Below are 21660 nucleotides of genomic sequence, written 5' to 3'. Positions count from 1 at the left end.
CTGGACTCCAGTGGGTTCCTTTTGGAAACTCACTCTCGGCTGGCAGGATAGCGTCATGGCCCGCCGCACAGACCTCGGTGACGCGAACTGCTCCATCGCGCAGGCCCTCGACGTGGTCGGCGACTGGTGGACGCTGCTGATCGTGCGGGACGCCGCCCGCGGCGTGCACCGCTTCGACGACCTGCAGCGCGAACTCGGCATGTCCCGCAAGGTGCTGGCCGAGCGGCTGCGGCTGCTGGTCGACGCGGACGTGCTGGCCCGCGAGCCCTACCAGGAGCGCCCGGTCCGGTACGCGTACCGGCTGACCCCGCGCGGCAGGGCGCTGCTGCCGGTGCTGATCGCCCTGCAGGACTGGGGCGACCAGTGGGTGCTGGGCGACGGATCGGCCACCGGCACCGCGGCGGAGGGATCACGGGAGGCGGCGCGCGTGCACGCGCTGACGGGCACCCGCGTGCCCGAACTCCTGCTCCCCGCGGGCCCCGACGGCGAACCGCGCGACCCGGTGGCCGCGGACAGCCCCTTCACGGTGCTCTACTGCTTCGCCGGCGCCTACGCGGACCGCGCCTCCTACCCGCCGGGCTGGGGCGACATCCCTGGCGCGGCGGGCTGCACGCTGGAGTCGTGCACGTACCGCGACCGGCTGGCGGAGTTCGCCGCGGCGGGCGCGGCGGTGCACGGGGTGAGCGCCCAGCGTCCTGACGAGCAGGCGGAGTTCGCCGAGCGGGAGCGGTTGCGCTTCCCGCTGCTGTCGGACGCGGAGCTGACGCTGGCCGCGGCGCTGCGGCTGCCGACCTTCCGCGCGGGCGGGACGGTGCGGCTGAAGCGGCTGACCCTGGTGGTCGGCGCGGACCGGGTGATCCGGCAGGTGTTCTACCCGGTCACCGACATCACGGCGAGCGTGGCGGAGGCGCTGGCCGCCGTCAGGACTGCGTCGCTGCCCTGACCGCGTCCGGTTCGGCGGCCGCGTCCCGCACCCCCGACAGCCGCCGGGCGCCGAGCACCGCGGCGCCGGCGACGACGCCGAGTACCGCGCACAGCGGCCACACCGCGCCCGGCACGGTCTCGTAGAGCACGCCGCCGAGCGGCGCGGCGAGCACCACGCCGCTGATGGACGCGCCGGCGTACAGGCTCTGGAAGCGGCCCTGCAGATGGTCGGGGGCGTTGTCGGCGACGTAGGCGGTGGACGGCGACTTGTAGAGGATGTCGCCCACGGTCAGCAGGACCATCATCATGACGGCTGCGGCGATGTACCAGTGGCCGGGCGACAGCGCGGCGAAGCCGAGGCCGACCAGGATCATCCCGAGACCGATGATCGGCAGCGGGGGACGCTTGCGCAGGGCGACGGTGACCGGGAGTTCGAGGAGGATGACCAGGGCGCCGTTGATGGCGATGAGGGCGCCGTAGACGCCGGTGCCGATGCCGTGGTCCTTCAGGTACACGGGCAGCGTGGAGTACTGCTGGCGGTAGATGGTGTCGGCTATCAGGATCGCGACCAGCAGCACCAGGACGGCGGGCCGGGCGCGCAGCGCGGTCCACAGGCTCGGCGCGTCGGGCGAAGGGCCGCTCTTCTGCCGGTGGTTGCCGTTGGCGGGCAGGATGAAATGCGCGTAGACACCGAAGAAGAGCATGCCGAGGCCGTCGGCCACGAAGAGCCAGTCGTACGAGACGGTGGTGGCGATCAGCGCACCGAGCGGCGGGCCGACGGTGACGCCGAGGTTCGCCATGAAGCGCAGCAGGGCGAAGCCCTGGCGGCGGGAGCCCTCCGGCACGGAGAAGGCGATGAGTGCCGAGTTGGAGGCCCGGGTGACGCCGGTGGCGTACTGGGCGACCGGGAAGACCACCGCGAGGGCGGCGGTCGGCGTCAGCGGGAGGGCCGCGAGGCCGAGACCGGACACGACCATGCCGGTGATGAGGGTGCGGCGGTGCCCGAAGCGGTCGCCGTACCAGCCGCCGGTGAAGTTGCCGGCGACCATGCCGACGCCGCCCACACCCGCGATGAGTCCGGCCTGGGAGGTGCTCAGCCCGCGCGGTCCGGTCAGGTAGACGAAGAGGTAGACGAAGGTGAAGCTCACCGCCGCCACGAAGAACATGCCGGTGGCAAGGAGCCACACCACCTTTGGTATGTCCTTCATCGCCTGTTTCATACTGCCCTCCGATCGACGCTCTACAAGAATCGATCACGTGAAGGCGTGAATGCGGCGCGTGAGGATGCCGGATCAGGTCGCGGCCGGTATAGGTCAGCAGTCTCGATCGGGTTTGCCGATGATCCGGGCGAAGACCTCGCGGGCCTCCTCCCGGTCGACGTCCCGGCCGGTGAGCAGGGCCTGCAGGCACATCCCGTCGACGAGGGCGGCCAGCGCGCGGGCGGTGACCGGGTCGGTCCAGCGGGCGAGGAGGGCGGCCATGAGGTCCACCCATTCCGCGGCGACCGGGCGTACGGCCTCGCGGCGGAGCGCGGCGAGATACAGCTCGTACTCCAGGTGCGCACGGGGACGGTCCCGGGAGACCGTCTCCTCGACGAACCGGGCCAGTTCCGCGGCGAGGTCGCCGCCGGGCGAGCCGAGCAGGGCGCGCTCATCGACCTCCCGGAAGAAGGCCTCGTTGCACTGCCGCAACGCGGCCACCAGCAGGTCGTCGAGGGTGGCGAAGTGATACGTGGTCGAGCCGAGCGGCACGTCGGCGGCCGCGGCCACCGCCCGGTGGCCGAGCCCGGCGATGCCGCGCTCGCCGACCACGCGGATCGCGGCGTCGATGATGCGCTGGCGCCGCTCGGGGTCGTAGCGGCGGGCCATCAGTGGGCGCCGCCGAGGTTGAGGACGACCACCCCGGCGATGACGAGAAGGATCCCGATCAGCTTGGCGGCGGTGGCGGCCTCACCGAGGAAGACCATGCCGATGGCGGCGATCGCGGCGGTGCCGACCCCGGCCCAGATCGCGTAGGCGGTGCCCACGGACATCGACTTCAGTGTCTGCGCGAGCAGCGCGAAGGCGATCAGATAGCCGGTGGCGGTGCCGAGCGACGGCCACAGCCTGGTGAAACCGTCGCTGTACTTCATGGATGTCGTCCCCAGCACCTCGGCGAGGATCGCCCCGCCCAGCAATGCGTATGCCATGCGTACAAGCGTACACATCGATGTGTACGGCCGTACACGTGACCGGTCCCTCACGACCGGCGCGGCCACCACCGCTTCCGCGCGACGCCCGGTGCCGGGGCCAGCCCCAGCGAACCCGTCATGAAGAACTCTCCGTCGACCCAGTGCCCCTGAGCCGGGGTGTCCGTCAACTCCTCGTCGGCCACGGCGACATCGACCTCGAAGCCGGCGATGGTGCGCACCCGCAGCCGGTGGAAGCGGCCGCCCCCGGACTCGCCGGCGTGGGCCTCGGCCAGCAGCACCTCCCCGGCGAACGCCGCGTGCGCCGAGGGCACCCACTCCTCCCCCGCCTCCTCGGGCCTGAACAGGCCGATCGGGATGAGGTAGTCGGGCGCGAAGCCGATCTCTCGGCCCTCCTGCGAGGCCTCGTACGACGCCTTGCCCCCGGTGTGGAGGGTGAGCCGTTCCGCGAGCGCGGCGAGGCGCAGTTCGCCCTCGGGGGCCGCACCGCCCCGGGACCGGAGGACGGCCCGGTCCTCCAGCTCCACCGCGAGCGGGCACACCATCGTCCCGCCGGGCCCGTCCAGCAGCTCGACCCGGGCGGTCTCCTCGTCCACGAGCGACACACCGGCCACCGGCACCGGCTCGCCGGCGGGCGCCAGGCAGGGCAGCACCTGGGCGATCGACCGGCCCTGCGTCTCGATCACGACCCGGGCGCCACCGGCGCCCGTCCACACGTGCTGCCGCACTTCACCCTCGACCGGCTGCGCGTCGGCGCGTTCGAGGAGCCCGGAGACGAGTGCGCGGAAGGAGTCCTGGTCGGTCACGCCGAGTCCGATGGCGGCGAAGTGATTGCTCATGCGCGGAAGACTCGCGGGCCCGCGGGAACCAGCGCAAACGAAAATACGACTGCGGGACGCCGCTCCTCGCCGGAGCGGCGTCCCGCAGTCGTGGTCCCGCGAGGGGTCAGACGTTGAAGCCGAGCGCGCGGAGCTGCTCGCGGCCCTCGTCGGTGATCTTGTCAGGGCCCCACGGCGGCATCCAGACCCAGTTGATCTTCAGGTCGTTGACGATGCCGTCGGTGGCCGACTTGGCCTGGTCCTCGATGACGTCGGTCAGCGGGCAGGCCGCGGACGTGAGCGTCATGTCGAGGGTGACGACATTGGTGTCGTCGATGTGGATGCCGTAGATCAGGCCGAGGTTGACGACGTCGATGCCCAGTTCGGGGTCGACGACGTCGTAGAGGGCCTCACGGATCTCCTCCTCGCTCGCCGGCTTCGTCGTCGTCACTTCTGCGTTCTCGCTCATGCGGACTCCCTGACCGCGCCATCGCCCAGAGCCTGGGCGGTGGCGTCCTTCCACGCCATCCAGCTCAGCAGCGCGCACTTGACGCGCGCCGGGTACTTGGAGACGCCGGCGAACGCGACCGCGTCCTCCAGCACGTCCTCCATCGCGTCGTCGGGCTCCAGCTTGCCCTTGGACTGCATCAGCTCCAGGAAGACCTCCTGGACCTTGACGGCCTCGTCGACCCGGCGGCCGACGAGCAGTTCGTTGAGCACGGAGGCACTCGCCTGGCTGATGGAGCAGCCCTGGCCCTCGTAGCTGATGTCCTGGATGGACGTGCCGTCCAGCTTCACGCGCAGCGTGATCTCGTCACCGCACGTCGGGTTGACGTGGTGCACCTCGACATCGCCGTCGCGCAGGCCGCGGCCGTGCGGGTTCTTGTAGTGGTCCAGGATGACTTCCTGGTACATCGAATCCAGCTTCACAGGCTTCGCCGTCCGTCCTCAGCCGAAGAAGTTCCGTACGTGCTCCAGGCCCTCGACCAAGGCGTCGACCTCGGCCGGGGTGGAGTACAGATAGAACGACGCTCGCGTGGTCGCGGGAATTCCGTACCGCAGGCAGACCGGCCGCGCGCAGTGGTGGCCGACGCGCACGGCGATGCCGTGCTCGTCCAGGACCTGGCCCACGTCGTGCGGGTGGATGTCACCCAGGGTGAAGGAGATCGCGGAGCCCCGCCCCTCGGGGGTGTCCGGGCCGATGATCTTCAGCTCGGGCACCTCCTTCAGCCGCTTCAGCGCGTACTCGGTGATCGCGTGCTCGTGCGCGGCGATCCGGTCCATGCCGATGGCGTTGAGGTAGTCCACGGCCGCGCCGAGGCCGACGGCCTGGGCGATCGGGGGCGTACCCGCCTCGAACTTGTGCGGTGCCGGCGCGTACGTCGACTCGTGCATGGAGACGGTCTCGATCATCTCGCCGCCGCCCAGGAACGGCGGGAGGTCCTCCAGCAGCTCCTGGCGGCCCCACAGCACGCCGATGCCGGTCGGGCCGAGCATCTTGTGGCCGGTGAAGGCCACGAAGTCGGCCTGCAGCGCCTGCACGTCCAGCACCATGTGCGGCGCGGCCTGCGAGGCGTCGATCAGCACCAGGGCGCCGACCTCCTGGGCGCGGCGCACGATGGCCTCGACCGGGTTGACCGTGCCCAGGATGTTGGAGACGAGCACAAAGGAGACGATCTTCGTCTTCTCGGTGATGACCTGCTCGATGTTGCTCAGGTCGAGCCGGCCGTCGTCGGTCAGGCCGAACCACTTCAGCTTCGCGCCGGTGCGCTGCGAGAGCAGCTGCCACGGGACGATGTTGGAGTGGTGCTCCATCTCCGTGATGACGATCTCGGTGTCGCTGTCCACGCGGTAGGGCTCGTCGGCCCAGCCCAGCATGTTGGCGACCAGGTTCAGCGACTCCGAGGCGTTCTTGGTGAATATCACCTCGTCGCGGCTGGGGGCGTTGACGAAGGCGGCGATCTTGTCACGGGCGCCCTCGTACAGCGCCGTGGCCTCCTCGGCGAGCGTGTGCACACCGCGGTGGACGTTGGCGTTGTAGCGCTCGTAGTACTCGCTGAGTGCGTCGATGACCTGGCGCGGCTTCTGCGAGGTCGCCGCGTTGTCCAGGTAGACGAGCTTCTTCCCGTCGTGGACCAGCCGGTCCAGCACCGGGAAGTCCTTGCGGATCGCCTCGGTGTCCAGCAGGCCCGGCAGCTGCAATGTCATGCGGACGCGCCTCCCTTCACATATGCCTCGTAGCCCTCGGCCTCCAGCTTGTCCGCCAGCTCCGGGCCGCCGGACTCGGCGATCCGGCCCGCGGCGAAGACGTGGACGTGGTCGGGCTTGATGTAGCGCAGGATGCGCGTGTAGTGGGTGATCAGCAGGGTGCCGACCTCACCGCTCTCCCGCACCCGGTTGACGCCCTCGGAGACGATGCGCAGCGCGTCGACGTCCAGGCCGGAGTCGGTCTCGTCGAGGATCGCGATCTTGGGCTTGAGCAGTTCGAGCTGGAGGATCTCGTGGCGCTTCTTCTCACCGCCGGAGAAGCCCTCGTTGACGTTGCGTTCGGCGAAGGAGGGGTCCATGTGCAGGCGCTCCATGGCCTCCTTGACCTCCTTGACCCAGGTGCGCAGCTTGGGGGCCTCGCCGCGGATGGCGGTGGCGGAGGTGCGCAGGAAGTTGGAGACCGAGACGCCGGGCACCTCGACCGGGTACTGCATGGCCAGGAAGACACCCGCGCGGGCCCGCTCGTCGACGGACATGGCCAGCACGTCCTCGCCGTCCAGGGTCACGGTGCCACCGGTGACGGTGTACTTCGGGTGCCCGGCGAGCGAGTAGGCCAGGGTCGACTTGCCGGAGCCGTTGGGGCCCATGATGGCGTGGGTCTCGCCCTGCTTCACGGTCAGGTCGACGCCGCGGAGGATCTCGCGCGGACCGCCCTCGGCCTCGACGGAGACGTGCAGGTCGTGGATCTCAAGCGTTGCCATGGGTGTCTCAGGACTCCTGGGTGACGGAGACGAGCACATCGTCCCCTTGGATCTGAACGGGGTATACGGGGACGGGCCGCGTCGCGGGCAGCCCGGACGGCTTGCCGGTCCGCAGGTCGAAGGAGGAGCCGTGCAGCCAGCACTCGATCTGGCAGTCCTCCACCTCGCCCTCGGACAGCGAGACGTTCGCGTGCGAGCAGATGTCGTGGATCGCGAACACCTCGCCCTCGGTGAGCACGATCGACACCGGCACGCCGCCGAGCTCGACACGCCTGGGCGTGTCCTCCTCGAGCTCGCTCAGCGCACAGGCGCGGACAAAGCCTTCAGCGGTGGTCATACGACGGACGCCTCCAGCTCCGCGTCGATCTTCTCCAGCAGCCGCTCCTCCAGGTCGGCCAGGCCGATCTGCTGGATCAGCTCGGCGAAGAAGCCGCGGACGACCAGCCGGCGGGCCTCGTCGGCCGGGATGCCGCGGGCCATCAGGTAGAACAGCTGCTCGTCCTCGAAGCGGCCGGTCGCCGAGGCGTGTCCGGCGCCGACGATCTCGCCGGTCTCGATCTCCAGGTTCGGCACCGAGTCGACCCGGGCGCCGTCGGTGAGCACCAGGTTGCGGTTGAGCTCGTAGGTGTCGGTGCCCTCGGCCTCGGCGCGGATGAGCACGTCGCCGATCCACACCGCGTGCGCGTCCCGGCCCTGCAGCGCGCCCTTGTACGCCACGTTCGACCGGCAGTGCGGGGTGTCGTGGTCGATGAAGAGGCGGTGCTCCTGGTGCTGGCCCTCGTCGGTGAAGTACAGGCCGTAGAGCTCGGCCTCGCCGCCCGGCGCGCCGTAGACGACCCGCGGGTGCAGTCGCACCACGTCGCCGCCGAAGGTGACGACGACGGACTTGAAGGTCGCGTCGCGGCCGACCAGGGCGGTGTGCTGGGCCGCGTGGACCGCGGTGTCGTCCCAGTCCTGGATCGACACGACGGTCAGCTTGGCGCCGTCGCCGATCAGGTACTCGACGTTGGCCGCGACGACGGCGTCACCGGTGTGGTCGATGACCACGACCGCCTCGGCGAAGGCGCCGACCTCGACGACCTGGTGGCCGAAGGCCACCCCGCCCTGGCCGTGCACCGAGATCCGCACCGGCTCGGTGAGCACCGCGTCCTTGGGGATGGAGACGACGCCGGCCTTCTCGAAGGAGCTGTACGCCTGGGCGGCGACCCGGTCCACCGGCTTGCCCGCCTTGCCGACCCGGGCGTCGTCCCGGCCGACGGTCTCGACGGTGACACCCTCGGGAGCGCTCACCTCGACCTTGACGCCGCCACCGGTCGCGACGGCGGTGCCGTCGTGCAGACCGCGCAGCCGCTCCAGCGGGGTGAAGCGCCACTCCTCCTCGCGGCCGTGCGGCACGGGGAAGTCGGCCACGTCGTAGGACGCGGGCGCGCTGACCCGGGCGTCCCGGGGCTGGCCGACCTGGATGGCGCCCTCGGTGGTGGCACCGGCGGCCGGGATGGTTTCAGCCATGGCTGTCTTACTGCCTCTTTCTGTGCTCACGAGCTTGACGGGGTTGCCGGGGGTGACCCGGCGGAGCGGCGGGACCGGCGTCAGCCGACCGCGCCCTCCATCTGCAGCTCGATCAGCCGGTTGAGCTCCAGCGCGTACTCCATGGGCAGCTCGCGCGCGATCGGCTCGACGAAGCCGCGGACGATGGTGGCCATCGCCTCGGTCTCCTCCAGGCCGCGGCTCATCAGGTAGAAGAGCTGGTCCTCGCTGACCTTGGAGACGGTCGCCTCGTGGCCCATCGACACGTCGTCCTCGCGGACGTCCACGTACGGGTAGGTGTCCGATCGGGAGATCGTGTCGACCAGCAGCGCGTCGCACAGCACGTTGGACTTGGAGCCGGCGGCGCCCTCGCCGATCTCGATCAGACCGCGGTAGGAGGTGCGGCCACCGCCGCGCGCCACCGACTTGGAGACGATCGAGGAGGAGGTGTTCGGCGCCATGTGCACCATCTTGGCGCCCGCGTCCTGGTGCTGGCCCTCGCCCGCGAAGGCGATCGACAGCGTCTCGCCCTTGGCGTGCTCGCCCATCAGGTAGACGGCCGGGTACTTCATGGTCACCTTGGAGCCGATGTTTCCGTCGACCCACTCCATGGTCGCGCCCTCGTACGCCACGGCGCGCTTGGTGACCAGGTTGTACACGTTGTTCGACCAGTTCTGGATCGTCGTGTAGCGGCAGCGGCCGCCCTTCTTCACGATGATCTCGACCACGGCGCTGTGCAGCGAGTCCGACTTGTAGATCGGGGCGGTGCAGCCCTCGACGTAGTGGACGTAGGCGTCCTCGTCGACGATGATCAGCGTCCGCTCGAACTGGCCCATGTTCTCGGTGTTGATCCGGAAGTAGGCCTGCAGCGGGATCTCGACGTGCACGCCCTTCGGCACGTAGATGAAGGAACCGCCGGACCACACCGCGGTGTTCAGGGAGGCGAACTTGTTGTCACCCGCGGGGATGACCGTGCCGAAGTACTCCTGGAACAGCTCCGGGTGCTCCTTGAGCGCCGTGTCGGTGTCCAGGAAGATGACGCCCTGCTCCTCCAGGTCCTCGCGGATCTGGTGGTAGACGACCTCCGACTCGTACTGCGCCGCGACGCCCGCGACCAGCCGCTGCTTCTCCGCCTCGGGGATGCCCAGCTTGTCGTAGGTGTTCTTGATGTCCTCGGGCAGGTCCTCCCAGGACTCCGCCTGCTTCTCCGTCGACCGCACGAAGTACTTGATGTTGTCGAAGTCGATGCCGGACAGGTCCGAGCCCCAGGTGGGCATGGGCTTCTTCCCGAAGAGCTTCAGGCCCTTGAGACGCATCTTCAGCATCCACTCGGGCTCGTTCTTCTTCGCGGAGATGTCGCGTACGACGTCCTCGTTGAGGCCGCGACGGGCGGCGGCACCGGCCACGTCCGAGTCGGCCCAGCCGTACTCGTACTTGCCCAGACCCTCGAGTTCAGGGTGAGCCGTCTCCAGGGGGGCAGTCATGCGGGGTTCCTCCCGGCGTTGCTTGCGGTGTTGTTCGGTGCTGATGGTGCGGACGGCGACGTGGCCTTCGGCACGAAGGTGGTGCAGACACCGTCTCCGTGCGCGATGGTCGCGAGCCGTTGTACATGGGTGCCGAGCAGGCGCGAGAAGACCTCGGCCTCGGCCTCGCACAGCTGCGGGAACTGCTCGGCGATGTGGGCCACCGGGCAGTGGTGCTGGCAGAGCTGCTCTCCCCCGGAGCTGCGCCCGGGGGCGCTCCCGGCGGAGGCCGGCGCGCTGCGTGTCGTCGCAGCGTACCCGTCCTGACTGAGCGCCTTGGCGAGCGCCTGCGTGCGCTCCTCGGGCTCGGCCGCCTCGACGACGGCCCGGTAGCGTTCCGCCTGTGCCGCGACACGGGCGCGCGCGAACGCGGACACCGCCGCGTCCCCCTGCTCCCCGCCCCCGGCGGACTCGGCGATCCAGCGCAGGGCGTCGGCGGCGAGCTGGTCGTACGCCTGGTCGAAGGCGTCGCGGCCGCAGTCGGTCAGCGCGAACACCTTGGCGGGGCGGCCGCGGCCGCGGTTCCCGTAGACCCGCTTCTCGCGGGGTTCGACCATGCCCTCGGCAAGGAGCGCGTCCAGGTGCCGGCGTACGGCGGCCTGCGTCAGCCCGAGCCGTTCCGCCAGGTCGGCGGCGGTGGACGGCCCGTGGACCAGGACGGACCTGGCGACCCGGTTGCGGGTGCTCCGCTCCCCGGTCGTCTGCTCCTCCTGAGCCTCGGACACGTTTTTCACAAGCCCAGTGTTGCGTAATTCATCACGGAGAGGCAAGCGGCGCCCGCCCGGGTGAATGTCTCCTGTATCACTTAGGGAAACCTAACCTGACCTGCGGAAATGATCATTCCACGCGGTACGGGTGCGGCCCCGGCGTCCACCGCTCCCACCAGGCACGCCGCCCCCTGACGGGCCCGTCGTCCTCCCGCCATCCCGGGCGGCCCCGCCCTCCCCCCGCATCCGGGCACGCCCCTCCCGGCAGAGCGCCCCGCGGGGGTTCGTAGACTTCCCGTCATGCGAATGGACCCCGCGGTCGAGGTGACGGGACTGGTCAAGCGATACGGCGCCAAGACCGCGGTGGACGGGCTCGACCTGTCCGTCGCGCGGGGCACCGTGACCGCCGTGCTCGGACCGAACGGCGCCGGGAAGACCACCACCGTAGAAACCTGCGAGGGATACCGCCGTCCGGACGACGGGCGGGTGCGGGTGCTGGGGCTGGACCCGGTGCGGGAGGCCGCCGCGCTGCGGCCGCGGATCGGCGTGATGCTGCAGTCCGGCGGCGTGTACGCGGGCGCCCGTGCCGAGGAGATGCTGCGGCACACCGCGAAGCTGCACGCGAACCCCGTCGACCCGGCGCTGCTGATCGAACGCCTCGGCCTGGAGTCCTGCGGCCGCACCCCGTACCGCCGGCTCTCCGGCGGCCAGCAGCAGCGCCTCGCGCTCGCGATGGCGGTCGTGGGCCGCCCCGAGCTGGTGTTCCTGGACGAGCCGACCGCGGGCCTGGACCCGCAGGCCCGCCGCAGCACCTGGGAGCTGGTCCGCGAACTGCGCGAGGACGGCGTCACCGTCGTCCTGACCACGCACTTCATGGACGAGGCCGAACAGCTCGCGGACGACGTCGCGATCATCGACAAGGGCCGGGTGATAGCGGGCGGCACCCCCGAGGAGCTGTGCCGCGGCGGCGCCGAGAACACGCTGCGCTTCTCCGGCCGCCCCGGCCTGGACCTGGCCTCCCTCCTCAAGGCGCTGCCCGCCGACTCCGCCGCCGCGGAGCTCACCCCGGGCAGCTACCGCATCGAGGGCAAGGTCGACCCGCAGATGCTGGCCACCGTCACCTCCTGGTGCGCCCAGCACGGTGTGATGCCGGACCGCCTGGCGGTCGAGCGGCGCACCCTGGAGGACGTCTTTCTGGAGCTCACCGGCAAGGAGCTGCGTTCGTGACCGCCACCGGCACCTTCACCCCGGCCCCCGGCGCGGCCCCGCTGCCCCGGATGATCGGCGCGCAGACGGCACTGGAGACCCGGATGCTGCTGCGCAACGGCGAGCAGTTGCTGCTGACCGTCGTCATCCCCACGCTGGTGCTGGTCCTCTTCAGCGCCGTCGACATCGTCGACACCGGCGCCGGCAAGGCCGTCGACTTCCTCGCCCCGGGCGTCCTCGCCCTGGCCGTGATGTCCACCGCCTTCACCGGACAGGCCATCGCGACCGGCTTCGAACGCCGCTACGGCGTGCTGAAGCGGCTCGGCGCCTCCCCGCTGCCGCGCTGGGCGCTGATGACCGCCAAGACCGGCTCCGTGCTGGTCACCGAGATCCTGCAGGTCGTCCTGCTGACGGTGATCGCGTTCGCGCTGGGCTGGTCGCCGCACGGCGACCCGCTCTCCGTGCTCCTGCTGCTGGCGCTGGGCACGGCGGCCTTCTCCGGTCTCGGCCTGCTGATGGCCGGCACGCTGCGCGCGGAGGCCACCCTGGCCGCCGCGAACCTGGTCTTCCTGCTGCTGCTCGTCGGCGGCGGGGTGATCGTGCCGCTCGACAGGTTCCCGGACGAGGTGCGTTCCGTACTGGAGCTACTGCCGATCTCCGCGCTGTCGGACGGGCTGCGCGACGTCCTCCAGCACGGCGCGGGCGTGCCGTGGGGCGACCTCGCCGTCCTCGCCGTCTGGGCGGTGCTGGGGCTGGGCGCGGCGGCCCGCTGGTTCAAGTGGGAGTGACGCAGTCCACAAAGCGGATGGAGCCGCTGTCCCGGCCCTCGGCGAGGGCCGGGAAACGGCTCTCGGGGGCGTGGCCGGCCGGCAGGCACATGCCGTAGCGCATGGTCGTGGGCAGTTCGGCGGACCCGTCGGCTCTTCGGCCGCCGTACGTCCCAGGCTCGCGGGCGTGTCAGCCGCCGCCTGCGCGGCCGCGCCGATCCCCGTGAGTGCCGCGGCAGCGCCGGTTTCCGCCGGTCCACGTCGGTCATGCCCGCCGCCCCCTGCTCTTGGCGTCCCCCTCGTGAAGGAATGCACAAGGGGGCGCCTACGATGGTGGCCGTGCCGAATCTCAGCCAAGCAGGCCAAGCCGTGCGAAACCCCCTGGCCTTCATCGCCCAGCGCTGGACACCGTCCCCGGCGACGGTCCGGCGGGCCGCGCTGGCCGCGCTCGTGATGAGCGTCGTCATCGTGGTGACCGGCGGCGCCGTCCGGCTGACCGGTTCGGGCCTGGGCTGCCCGACCTGGCCCAAGTGCACCGACGACAGCCTCACCGCGACCGGCGCGATGGGCCTGCACGGGGCGATCGAGTTCACCAACCGCATGCTGACCTATGTGCTGTGCGCGGCCGTCGGCTGGGCGATCATCGCCGCGCGCGCCGTGAAGCCCTGGCGGCGCGGGCTGACCCGGCTCGGCTGGGCCCAGTTCTGGGTGGTCATGGGCAACGCGGTGCTCGGCGGCATCACCGTCCTGACCGGCCTCAACCCGTACACCGTCGCCGCGCACTTCCTGCTCTCCAGCGCGCTGATCGCGGTCGCGCTGCTGACGTGGCAGAGGACCGGCGAGGGCGACGCGGAGCCGCGCCCGCTGGTCGGCAAGCCGGTCAAGCAGCTGGGGTGGGTGCTGGTCGCCGCCTCCGCGGCGCTGATCGCGGTCGGCACGCTCGTCACGGGGGCGGGGCCGCACGCGGGCGACAGCAGCGACGTGCCGCGCGTGCCGGTGAAGTGGGAGACCATCTCGCAGCTCCACGCCGACCTGGCGTGGGTGGTGTGCGGGCTCACGATCGCCCTGTGGTTCGTGCTGCGCGCCGTCGACGCCCCCGCGGGGCCGCGGGCCCGGGTGCGGGACCTGCTGATCGTGCTGCTGGCGCAGGGCGTCATCGGTTACGTCCAGTACTTCACGAAGCTGCCCGAGGTCCTGGTGGCCCTGCACATGCTCGGCTCCACCCTCGTGTGGATCGCGGTGCTGCGGGTGCTGCTCTCGATGCGCGAGCGCCCCGGGACCGAACCCGGCGCGGCGCCCGCGTCCGCGGTCGCCTCGTCGGCCCCGGAGCCCGCCCCGGCGGCGTAGCGTCGCGCGGCCCGCGGACCGCGGCCTGTCTCACGGGAGCCGGTAGACGCGCCGGGCGTTGTCCGCCGCCACCATGGCCGCGACGCGCCGGGCGTCGGCCGCCGCCCAGGCGCCGTCCGCGACCCAGCCGCCCAGGACGTCGCGCACCGCGCCGCGGAAGGCCCCGGCACCGGCCACGTACAGCTCGGGCAGCCCGTACGCGTCCGTCGAGAACAGCAGCTTCCCGAACGGCGCCAACTCCAGGAACTCCGCCAGCACCGCGCCCGCCCGTGCCCCCACATGGGTGAGGGCGAGCCCGACGTCCGCGTACACGTGCGGGAAGACGTTCGCCAGGTAGGCCGCCTGACGGTGGTACGGATAGCAGTGCAGCAGCACCAGCTCCGTCCCCGTGCCCGCGGTGGCCCGGACGAAGTCCGTGAGCAGCGCCGGATCCGCGTGGTCGAGCCGCAGGTCCGGGTCCCCGAAACCGGTGTGCAGTTGCAGCGGCAGCCCCGTCCCGACGGCCGTCCACAGCAGGTGCCGCAGCAGGACCGGGTCGGTGAGCCGGACGCCCCCGTCACGGCGCGCGGCGAGCCACGCCCCGGCGGCGCGCCGGACCTGCCCGGGTGCCGGGGGCTCCGGGGCCAGCCCGAGCCCGTGGCGGTAGGCGGCGATCGACTTGAAGCCGGCGGCGGTGCGCGCCGCGTCGTGGACGGCCCCGGCGATCCCCTCGACCAGGGCCCCGGCCGTGTCGCAGGCATCGGCCGCGCTCTCGGCGAGCCGCTCCAGCCGTACGATCTCGCGCGCCCCGGCGCCCCCGTCGGCCGCGGCCAGTTCCCCGGGCGTCATGAGGTCGCCGGGGAGCCCGGTGTCCACGAGGTACGTGCCGATGCCGGCGCCCCGCAGCAGCAGCCGCGCGGTCTCGTACGCGCCGAGTTCGCGGCGCCGGGCCAGGTAGCGCGCGGGCGGGCAGTGCGGCTCGAGGCCGAGCAGCGGCGGGCACCAGCGGCGTACGGCGAAACCGGTCTGGGTGTCGAAGAAGGTGGTACCGGGGGCCGCGGGCGCGTCGGACTCGGTGAGGTACGCCTCGAAGGAGGCGATGCCGAGGTCGCCGCGGACGATGCCGTGGCAGTGGTGGTCGACGAGCGGCGGCAGTTCGATCACCACCGCCATCGGGTGGCCTCCGCGAGCTCGGCGGGACCGTACTCGGCCAGTGCCTCGGACTCGGCGCGCCGCACGGCGACCACCGCCCCGAAGAGCGCCTCCCCCAGCGCCTCCTTCAGCGTCTCGCTCCGCACGAGGTGGGAGACGGCCTCGCTGAGCGAGGTCGGCAGCCGCTTCTGGTCGCCGCGCTCCACCGGGTCCCCGGTGACCGGCGGGGGCAGCGCGGGGCCGCCGTCGCGCAGGCCGCGCAGGCCCGCCGCGATGACGCAGCCGGTCAGCAGATAGGGGTTGGCGGCGGCGTCGAAGGGTTTGAGCTCGGCGTGTCCGCCGTCGGGGTCGTCGGGTTCGCCCAGGACCAGGCGCAGTGCGGCCTCGCGGTTCTCCACTCCCCAGCAGCGGTGGACGCCGGCCCAGTGGGTGGGGACGAGCCGCAGGTAGCTGGCCGGGGACGGCGCGCCGATCGCGCAGAGGGCGGGCAGCGCGTCCAGGACGGCGGCCAGGAAGGTGCTGGCGGCGGGGGTCAGGCCGTACGGGGCGGTGGGGTCCCGGTGCAGGTTGTGCCCGTGCTCGCGCAGGCTCAGATGGAGGTGGCAGCCGTTGCCGACCTGGCCGGCGACGACCGTGGGGGCGAAGGATGCGCGCAGCCCGTGGGCGGCGCTGACCGCCCGTACGGTCTCGCGGACGAGGACGACCTCGTCGGCGGCGCGGACGGGGTCCGCCGGCGCGGTGGAGACCTCGAACTGGCCGGGCGCGTACTCGGGGTGCACCTGGAGGACCTCGATCCGCTGCGCGGCGAGCGCGTCGTGGAGGTCGAGCAGATAGTCCGAGAGTTCGGTCACCCGCGTCAGTCCGTAGGCCGGGCCGCGGGAGGCCCAGTCGCCGCTGCCGTCGTCCCTGACCACGACCCATTCGGTCTCGAAGCCCATCCGCAGTTCCAGGCCTCGTTCGGCGGCCCGCTCCGTCATGCGCCGGGCGAACTGCCGCTGGCAGGCGGGGTGCGGGCGGCCCTCCTGGTCATAGCGGTCGGCCGGGGCCCAGGCCCAGCCGGGCCGTGCGGCCAGCACGGTGAGCCGGTCCAGGTCGGGGACGAGCCGCAGGTCTCCGTCGGGGCCCGCGATGTACGGGGACGCGGTGATGGAGTCGTCCGAGGTGAAGACGTCGAAGACCGGCGACATGCCCACCCCTTGGTGCGCGGCCTGCGGCAGCCGGCCGGTCGGGATGGTCTTGGCCCTGCTGATGCCCGCGTTGTCGACCCAGCTGACGGCGACGGCGCGCACGCCCTCCGCGGCCAGCCGTGCCGCGTCCCGGCGGGCCGCGAGCCGCCGTTCGTCCCGTTCCTCCGCCAGCACCGACGCCTCCTCGTAGCCACCTGTCGACCGGACCACCCCCATGGTCCTCACAGGTGGGCCCGGCGTCAGGTGTTGGCGGGGCCGCCGATCTGGATTCCGGCCATCCGGGACCACTCGTAGCGGCCGGTGCGCACCTTGGCCGCGAGATCGCCGTCGAAGGACTCGTGCACGGTGATGCCCGAGCGCTCGACGGCGCTGCGGGCGATGTCGTAGGTGGGGGCCACCAGGTCCCCCCATTCGCCGTTCTCGCCGACGAGGACGATGCGGGTGCCGACCTCGCCGATGTACGCTATCTGGCCCTCGGCGCCGCCGCCGTGGCTCTTGGCGAACGCGGTGATCTGCTTCGCCAGCCGGGCGGCGCGGCGCTCGGCGCGGGCCGCGGCCTTACGGTCCTCGGCCTGGGTGTCTGCTGCCTGGGTCTCTGCCATGACAGGAATGCTACCCGCCGGTAATTATCGGAGGAAGGGGTCCACGGCGACGGCGACGAACAGCAGCGTCGCGTAGGTGATGGACCAGTGGAACAGCCGCATCTCCTTGAGCTTGGCACCGACCACACCGGCCTTCGCCCGCCCGTACAGGGCATGCGCCTCGACCAGCCAGAAGGCGCCCAGCAGCACGGCGACGGCCGCGTAGAACCAGCTCGCCGCGCCCAGCGGCCACCACAGGGTGAGCGAGACGAGCACCATCACCCAGCTGTAGATGACGATCTGCCGGCCCACCACGACATTGCCCGCGACGACCGGGAGCATGGGGACGCCCACCCGCTCGTAGTCGTCCTTCACCTTCATCGACAGCGGCCAGTAGTGCGGCGGCGTCCAGAAGAAGAGGACGAGGAAGAGCACGAACGGCGCCCAGGCCAGCTCGTTGCGTACGGCCGACCAGCCGATGAGCACCTGCATGCAGCCTGCGATGCCGCCCCAGACGATGTTCTGGGCGGTGCGGCGCTTGAGGCCGAGGGTGTAGACGAAGACGTAGTAGAGGATGGCCGCGAGCGACAGCCCCGCCGACAGGGGGTTGACCAGCACCCAGAACCACGCGGTGGAAACCACCGAAAGCGTGATGCCGAAGACCAGGCACTCCCACGGTGCGACCATGCCGGTGACCAGCGGGCGCTGCTCCGTGCGGTGCATGAGCGCGTCGATGTCGCGGTCGATGTACATGTTGAGGGCGTTCGCGCCGCCGGCCGACATGTAGCCGCCGATCATGGTTGCAGCGACCAGCCAGAGGTCGGGAACGCCGCCCGCCGCCAGGAACATCACCGGAACCGTCGTGATGAGCAGCAGCTCGATGATGCGCGGCTTGGTCAGCGCCACGAAGGCCATCACACGGGCACCGAACGGCCGGTGGCCGGTGCTCGACCCGATGGCTCCGGCGGGCCGGGATTCGACGGCCGTCACGAACACCCCTGAGGAAAAGTCCAGCAAGCGGCTTCGCTTGCGCGTACCACGCCACTTTAGACGTAGCGGATACTCCGCCTGTGCTCGGGGGTGGCACGTGTTGGCCTCCATAGCGCAAGCGAGGTGCAACCTGAAGGTGTTCTGTGTTCAACAGGCGAAGAAACGCTGACCGGGGCACGCTGGTGACACTGCCGGTGCCGGGGAGGGAATGCCCCTGCCCGGGGATCGGTTGCCGAGGCGTCGAGCCCACACTCGAAAAGGTGCACGCCTATGCGGGGGTAGGCTCGGCAACGCCCGGTGTGCACTTCGTCACCGGCGTAATACATGTGGAGAGGAGCCCTCTCAGGTGAGCACCGAGCCGACCACCACCGAGCTGGAGTGGACCGAGCTGGACGGGCGTGCGGTTGACACCGCCCGGGTTCTGGCGATGGATGCCGTGCAGAAGGTCGGCAACGGCCATCCGGGTACGGCGATGAGCCTCGCCCCCGCGGCCTACCTGCTGTTCCAGAAGCTGATGCGGCACGACCCGTCGGACGCCGCCTGGACCGGCCGCGACCGCTTCGTCCTCTCGCCCGGCCACACTTCCCTGACGCTGTACACACAGCTGTTCCTTTCGGGGTACGGCCTGGAGCTGGAGGACCTGAAGGCCTTCCGCACCTGGGACTCCCGCACCCCCGGCCATCCCGAGCACGGCCACACCACGGGTGTGGAGACCACCACCGGTCCGCTGGGCCAGGGCGTCGGCAACGCGGTGGGCATGGCGATGGCCGCCCGCTACGAGCGCGGCCTGTTCGACCCGGACGCCGCGCCGGGCGAGTCGGTCTTCGACCACACCATCTGGGCGATCGTCTCCGACGGCGACCTGGAGGAGGGCATCTCCTCGGAGGCCTCCTCGCTCGCCGGGCACCAGAAGCTGGGCAACCTGATCGCGCTGTACGACGACAACCACATCTCGATCGAGGGCGACACCGCGACCGCCTTCTCCGAGGACGTGCTGGGGCGTTACGAGGCCTACGGCTGGCACGTGCAGCGCATCGAGCAGGAGCCCTCGGGCGACTTCGACGTCCGGGCCCTGTACGCCGCCTTCGAGAAGGCCAAGGCCGTCACCGACCGCCCGTCGATCATCGCGGCCCGCACGATCATCGCCTGGCCCGCCCCGAACGCGCAGAACACCGAGGCCGCCCACGGCTCGGCGCTCGGCGAGGCCGAGGTCGCCGCCACCAAGAAGGTGCTGGGCTTCGACCCGGAGCAGCACTTCGAGGTCGCCCCCGAGGTGCTGGCGCACGCCCGCAAGGTCGCCGACCGCGGCCGCGAGGCCCACGCGGAGTGGACCAAGCGGTTCGAGGAGTGGCGCTCCGCCAACCCCGAGCGGGCCAAGACCTTCGACCGGATCCACGCCGGAGAGCTCCCCGCCGGGTGGGAGGACGCCATCCCGGAGTTCCCGGCGGGCAAGGACGTCGCCACCCGCAAGGCCTCCGGTGAGGTGCTGAAGGCGCTCGGCGCTGTGATCCCCGAGCTGTGGGGCGGCTCCGCCGACCTGGCCGGCTCGAACAACACCACCATCGACGCCTCGTCGTCCTTCCTCCCCGCGGACAACCCGCTGCCGGAGGCGGACCCGTACGGCCGCACCGTGCACTTCGGCATCCGCGAGCACGCCATGGGCTCGACCATGAACGGCATCGCGCTGCACGGCAACACCCGTGTCTACGGCGGCACCTTCCTGGTGTTCTCCGACTACATGCGCCCGGCGGTGCGCCTGGCGGCGCTGATGAAGCTGCCGGTCTCCTACGTGTGGACGCACGACTCCATCGGCCTGGGCGAGGACGGCCCGACGCACCAGCCGGTCGAGCACCTGTCCGCTCTGCGCGCCATTCCGGGCCTGAATGTGGTCCGCCCGGCCGACGCCAACGAGACCGCCATCGCGTGGGCGGAGATCCACCGGCGCCACACGGCCAAGCCCGCCCCGCACGGCATGGCGCTGACCCGGCAGAACGTGCCGACCTACCCGGCGAACGAGAACGCCGCCAAGGGCGGGTACGTCCTCATGGACGCCGAGGGCGGCCAGCCGCAGGTGATCCTGATCGCGACGGGCTCCGAGGTGCAGCTGGCCGTGGAGGCCCGCGAGCAGCTCCAGGCCGAGGGCATCCCGGCGCGCGTGGTCTCCATGCCGTCCGTGGAGTGGTTCGAGGAGCAGGACCAGGCCTACCGCGACAGCATCCTGCCGCCGAACGTGCGGGCGCGCGTCGCGGTCGAGGCCGGCATCGCGCTGACCTGGTACCGCTTCGTCGGCGACGCGGGCCGGATCGTGTCCCTGGAGCACTTCGGGGCAAGCGCCGATTACAAGGTCCTCTACCGCGAGTTCGGTATCACTGCGGAGGCCGTGGCCGCCGCCGCGCGCGACTCGATCGCCGCCGCCGCCCGCTGACGCACAGACGCATACGACGTACCGAGGAGATGCAGAACCCATGACAGACGCACTCAAGCGCCTCTCCGACGAGGGCGTGGCGATCTGGCTCGACGATCTGTCCCGCAAGCGGATCACCTCCGGCAACCTGGCCGAGCTCATGGACCAGAGCCACGTGGTCGGCGTGACCACCAACCCCTCGATCTTCCAGAAGGCGATCTCCAGCGGGGACGGCTACGAGCAGCAGCTCGCGGACCTGGCCGCGCGGAAGCTGACGGTGGACGAGGCGCTGCGCATGATCACCACCGCGGACGTGCGCGACGCCGCCGACATCATGCGCCCGGTGTACGAGACCAGCGGCGGCCAGGACGGCCGGGTGTCCATCGAGGTCGACCCGCGTCTGGCGCACAACACGGTCGCCACCGTCGCCGAGGCCAAGCAGCTGGCCTGGCTGGTGGACCGGCCCAACACCCTGATCAAGATCCCGGCGACCAAGGCGGGCCTGCCGGCCATCGCCGAGGTGATCGGCAAGGGCATCAGCGTCAACGTCACGCTGATCTTCTCGCTGGAGCGCTACCGCGAGGTCATGGACGCCTACCTGACGGGTCTGGAGAAGGCGCGGGCCGCGGGCCTGGACCTGTCCCTGATCCGTTCGGTGGCCTCCTTCTTCGTGTCGCGCGTGGACACCGAGATCGACAAGCGCCTGGAGAAGCTGGGCACCGACGAGGCCCGGGCCCTCAAGGGCAAGGCCGCCGTCGCCAACGCCCGGCTGGCCTACGAGGCGTACGAGGAGGTCTTCTCCTCCGACCGCTGGAAGGCGCTGGAGCACGAGGGCGCGCACAAGCAGCGTCCACTGTGGGCCTCGACCGGCGTGAAGGACCCGGCCTACCCGGACACCCTGTACGTGACCGAGCTGGTCGCCCCGGGCATCGTCAACACCATGCCCGAGGCCACGCTGGACGCGGTGGCCGACCACGGCGAGATCAGCGGCGACACCATCCGCGGCACCTACGAGCAGGCCAAGGGCGAGCTCGACGCGATCGCCGCGCTCGGCATCTCGTACGACGACGTCGTCCAGCTGCTGGAGGACGAGGGCGTCGAGAAGTTCGCGACGTCCTGGAACGAGCTGCTGGCCTCGACCGAGGCCGAGCTCAAGCGCCTGGCGCCGAAGGAGGCGTAAGCACGTTGAGCAGCGCCAACCCGCTGCGTGACGCATCGGACCGACGGCTCCCGCGTATCGCGGGACCGTCGGGCCTGGTGATCTTTGGCGTCACGGGCGATTTGTCACGTAAAAAGCTGATGCCCGCTGTCTACGACCTCGCCAACCGCGGGCTGCTGCCGCCGGGCTTCTCGCTCGTCGGCTTCGCCCGCCGCGACTGGGCGGACGAGGA

At 71.2% G+C, this 21660-nt stretch carries 22 protein-coding genes and 1 pseudogene; 7 read left to right on the top strand and 16 right to left on the bottom strand.

Annotated elements, in window-relative coordinates; all coding sequences use genetic code 11:
• Window positions 1-55: 55 nt before the first annotated feature.
• Window positions 56-943: a winged helix-turn-helix transcriptional regulator gene (locus ACWDAS_RS29270; RefSeq protein WP_450396901.1), complete on the top strand. Its 888-nt coding sequence runs from the start codon at window positions 56-58 to the stop codon at window positions 941-943.
• Here ACWDAS_RS29270 and ACWDAS_RS29265 read toward each other — a convergent pair.
• From ACWDAS_RS29265 to ACWDAS_RS29210, 12 genes are all read right to left on the bottom strand, one after another.
• On the bottom strand, window positions 921-2132 hold the full coding sequence (locus ACWDAS_RS29265; protein ID WP_450396898.1) for an MFS transporter: 1212 nt from the start codon (window positions 2130-2132) through the stop codon (window positions 921-923). The genes ACWDAS_RS29270 and ACWDAS_RS29265 overlap by 23 nt on opposite strands.
• A 105-nt stretch (window positions 2133-2237) precedes the next feature.
• Window positions 2238-2792, bottom strand: coding sequence for a TetR/AcrR family transcriptional regulator (locus ACWDAS_RS29260; RefSeq protein ID WP_450396895.1), 555 nt, complete (start codon window positions 2790-2792; stop codon window positions 2238-2240).
• Complete coding sequence (locus ACWDAS_RS29255; protein ID WP_450396892.1) at window positions 2792-3112, bottom strand: DMT family transporter; 321 nt, start codon at window positions 3110-3112, stop codon at window positions 2792-2794. The genes ACWDAS_RS29260 and ACWDAS_RS29255 overlap by 1 nt, the downstream gene beginning before the upstream one ends.
• 50 nt (window positions 3113-3162) lie before the next feature.
• Window positions 3163-3951, bottom strand: coding sequence for a hypothetical protein (locus ACWDAS_RS29250; RefSeq protein WP_450396890.1), 789 nt, complete (start codon window positions 3949-3951; stop codon window positions 3163-3165).
• A 106-nt stretch (window positions 3952-4057) separates the two neighbouring features.
• Window positions 4058-4399 (bottom strand): metal-sulfur cluster assembly factor, encoded by a 342-nt coding sequence (locus ACWDAS_RS29245; protein WP_361796044.1) that lies wholly within the window; start codon window positions 4397-4399, stop codon window positions 4058-4060.
• On the bottom strand, window positions 4396-4860 hold the full coding sequence (gene sufU / locus ACWDAS_RS29240) for a Fe-S cluster assembly sulfur transfer protein SufU (protein ID WP_450396886.1): 465 nt from the start codon (window positions 4858-4860) through the stop codon (window positions 4396-4398). The genes ACWDAS_RS29245 and sufU overlap by 4 nt, the downstream gene beginning before the upstream one ends.
• Window positions 4861-4878: 18 nt before the next feature.
• A complete protein-coding gene (locus tag ACWDAS_RS29235) occupies window positions 4879-6138 on the bottom strand; it encodes a cysteine desulfurase (RefSeq protein WP_450396884.1) in 1260 nt (419 codons plus the stop codon).
• Window positions 6135-6899 (bottom strand): Fe-S cluster assembly ATPase SufC, encoded by a 765-nt coding sequence (gene sufC / locus ACWDAS_RS29230; RefSeq protein ID WP_450396882.1) that lies wholly within the window; start codon window positions 6897-6899, stop codon window positions 6135-6137. The genes ACWDAS_RS29235 and sufC overlap by 4 nt, the downstream gene beginning before the upstream one ends.
• 7 nt (window positions 6900-6906) lie before the next feature.
• Window positions 6907-7236, bottom strand: a complete 330-nt coding sequence (locus tag ACWDAS_RS29225) for a non-heme iron oxygenase ferredoxin subunit (RefSeq protein WP_450396879.1) — start codon at window positions 7234-7236, stop codon at window positions 6907-6909.
• Window positions 7233-8408, bottom strand: a complete 1176-nt coding sequence (gene sufD / locus ACWDAS_RS29220; RefSeq protein ID WP_450396876.1) for a Fe-S cluster assembly protein SufD — start codon at window positions 8406-8408, stop codon at window positions 7233-7235. Before sufD ends, ACWDAS_RS29225 begins: the two co-directional genes overlap by 4 nt.
• 80 nt (window positions 8409-8488) lie before the next feature.
• Window positions 8489-9910 (bottom strand): Fe-S cluster assembly protein SufB, encoded by a 1422-nt coding sequence (gene sufB / locus ACWDAS_RS29215; RefSeq protein ID WP_450396873.1) that lies wholly within the window; start codon window positions 9908-9910, stop codon window positions 8489-8491.
• A complete protein-coding gene (locus ACWDAS_RS29210; protein ID WP_450396871.1) occupies window positions 9907-10683 on the bottom strand; it encodes a helix-turn-helix transcriptional regulator in 777 nt (258 codons plus the stop codon). The genes sufB and ACWDAS_RS29210 overlap by 4 nt, the downstream gene beginning before the upstream one ends.
• Window positions 10684-10956: 273 nt before the next feature.
• Between ACWDAS_RS29210 and ACWDAS_RS29205 the strand changes: the two genes are divergently transcribed.
• From ACWDAS_RS29205 to ACWDAS_RS29195, 3 genes are all read left to right on the top strand, one after another.
• On the top strand, window positions 10957-11883 hold the full coding sequence (locus ACWDAS_RS29205) for an ABC transporter ATP-binding protein (protein WP_450396869.1): 927 nt from the start codon (window positions 10957-10959) through the stop codon (window positions 11881-11883).
• A 50-nt stretch (window positions 11884-11933) separates the two neighbouring features.
• Window positions 11934-12650: an ABC transporter permease gene (locus ACWDAS_RS29200; protein ID WP_450397173.1), complete on the top strand. Its 717-nt coding sequence runs from the start codon at window positions 11934-11936 to the stop codon at window positions 12648-12650.
• A 309-nt stretch (window positions 12651-12959) separates the two neighbouring features.
• A complete protein-coding gene (locus ACWDAS_RS29195) occupies window positions 12960-13976 on the top strand; it encodes a COX15/CtaA family protein (RefSeq protein WP_450396867.1) in 1017 nt (338 codons plus the stop codon).
• Window positions 13977-14006: 30 nt separating this feature from the next.
• On the opposite strand, the gene ACWDAS_RS29190 is transcribed toward ACWDAS_RS29195, so the two are convergent.
• From ACWDAS_RS29190 to ACWDAS_RS29175, 4 genes are all read right to left on the bottom strand, one after another.
• Entirely contained in the window at window positions 14007-15119 is a 1113-nt protein-coding gene (locus ACWDAS_RS29190; RefSeq protein ID WP_450397170.1) for an amidohydrolase family protein, read from the bottom strand.
• Entirely contained in the window at window positions 15116-16468 is a 1353-nt protein-coding gene (locus ACWDAS_RS29185; RefSeq protein ID WP_450397167.1) for a glutamine synthetase family protein, read from the bottom strand. The genes ACWDAS_RS29190 and ACWDAS_RS29185 overlap by 4 nt, the downstream gene beginning before the upstream one ends.
• Window positions 16469-16533: 65 nt before the next feature.
• A complete protein-coding gene (locus ACWDAS_RS29180; protein ID WP_450396864.1) occupies window positions 16534-16896 on the bottom strand; it encodes a hypothetical protein in 363 nt (120 codons plus the stop codon).
• A gap of 24 nt (window positions 16897-16920) precedes the next feature.
• Window positions 16921-17865, bottom strand: coding sequence for a heme o synthase (locus ACWDAS_RS29175; RefSeq protein WP_450396861.1), 945 nt, complete (start codon window positions 17863-17865; stop codon window positions 16921-16923).
• Between the two features lie 346 nt (window positions 17866-18211).
• Here ACWDAS_RS29175 and tkt point away from each other — a divergent pair, with 346 nt between their 5' ends.
• From tkt to ACWDAS_RS29160, 3 genes and pseudogenes are all read left to right on the top strand, one after another.
• Window positions 18212-20290 (top strand): transketolase, encoded by a 2079-nt coding sequence (gene tkt / locus ACWDAS_RS29170; protein ID WP_450396858.1) that lies wholly within the window; start codon window positions 18212-18214, stop codon window positions 20288-20290.
• A 40-nt stretch (window positions 20291-20330) separates the two neighbouring features.
• The gene (gene tal / locus ACWDAS_RS29165; RefSeq protein WP_450396855.1) at window positions 20331-21449 is read left to right on the top strand and encodes a transaldolase; all 1119 of its coding nucleotides are present in this window, start codon (window positions 20331-20333) and stop codon (window positions 21447-21449) included.
• A gap of 5 nt (window positions 21450-21454) precedes the next feature.
• Window positions 21455-21660, top strand: a pseudogene (locus ACWDAS_RS29160) (glucose-6-phosphate dehydrogenase); the annotation flags it as partial.

The sequence above is a fragment of the Streptomyces sp. NPDC001070 genome, assembly GCF_053598835.1.
The sequence above is the reverse complement of the archived record's forward strand: the minus strand, read 5'-3'. Positions and strand labels throughout refer to the sequence as shown.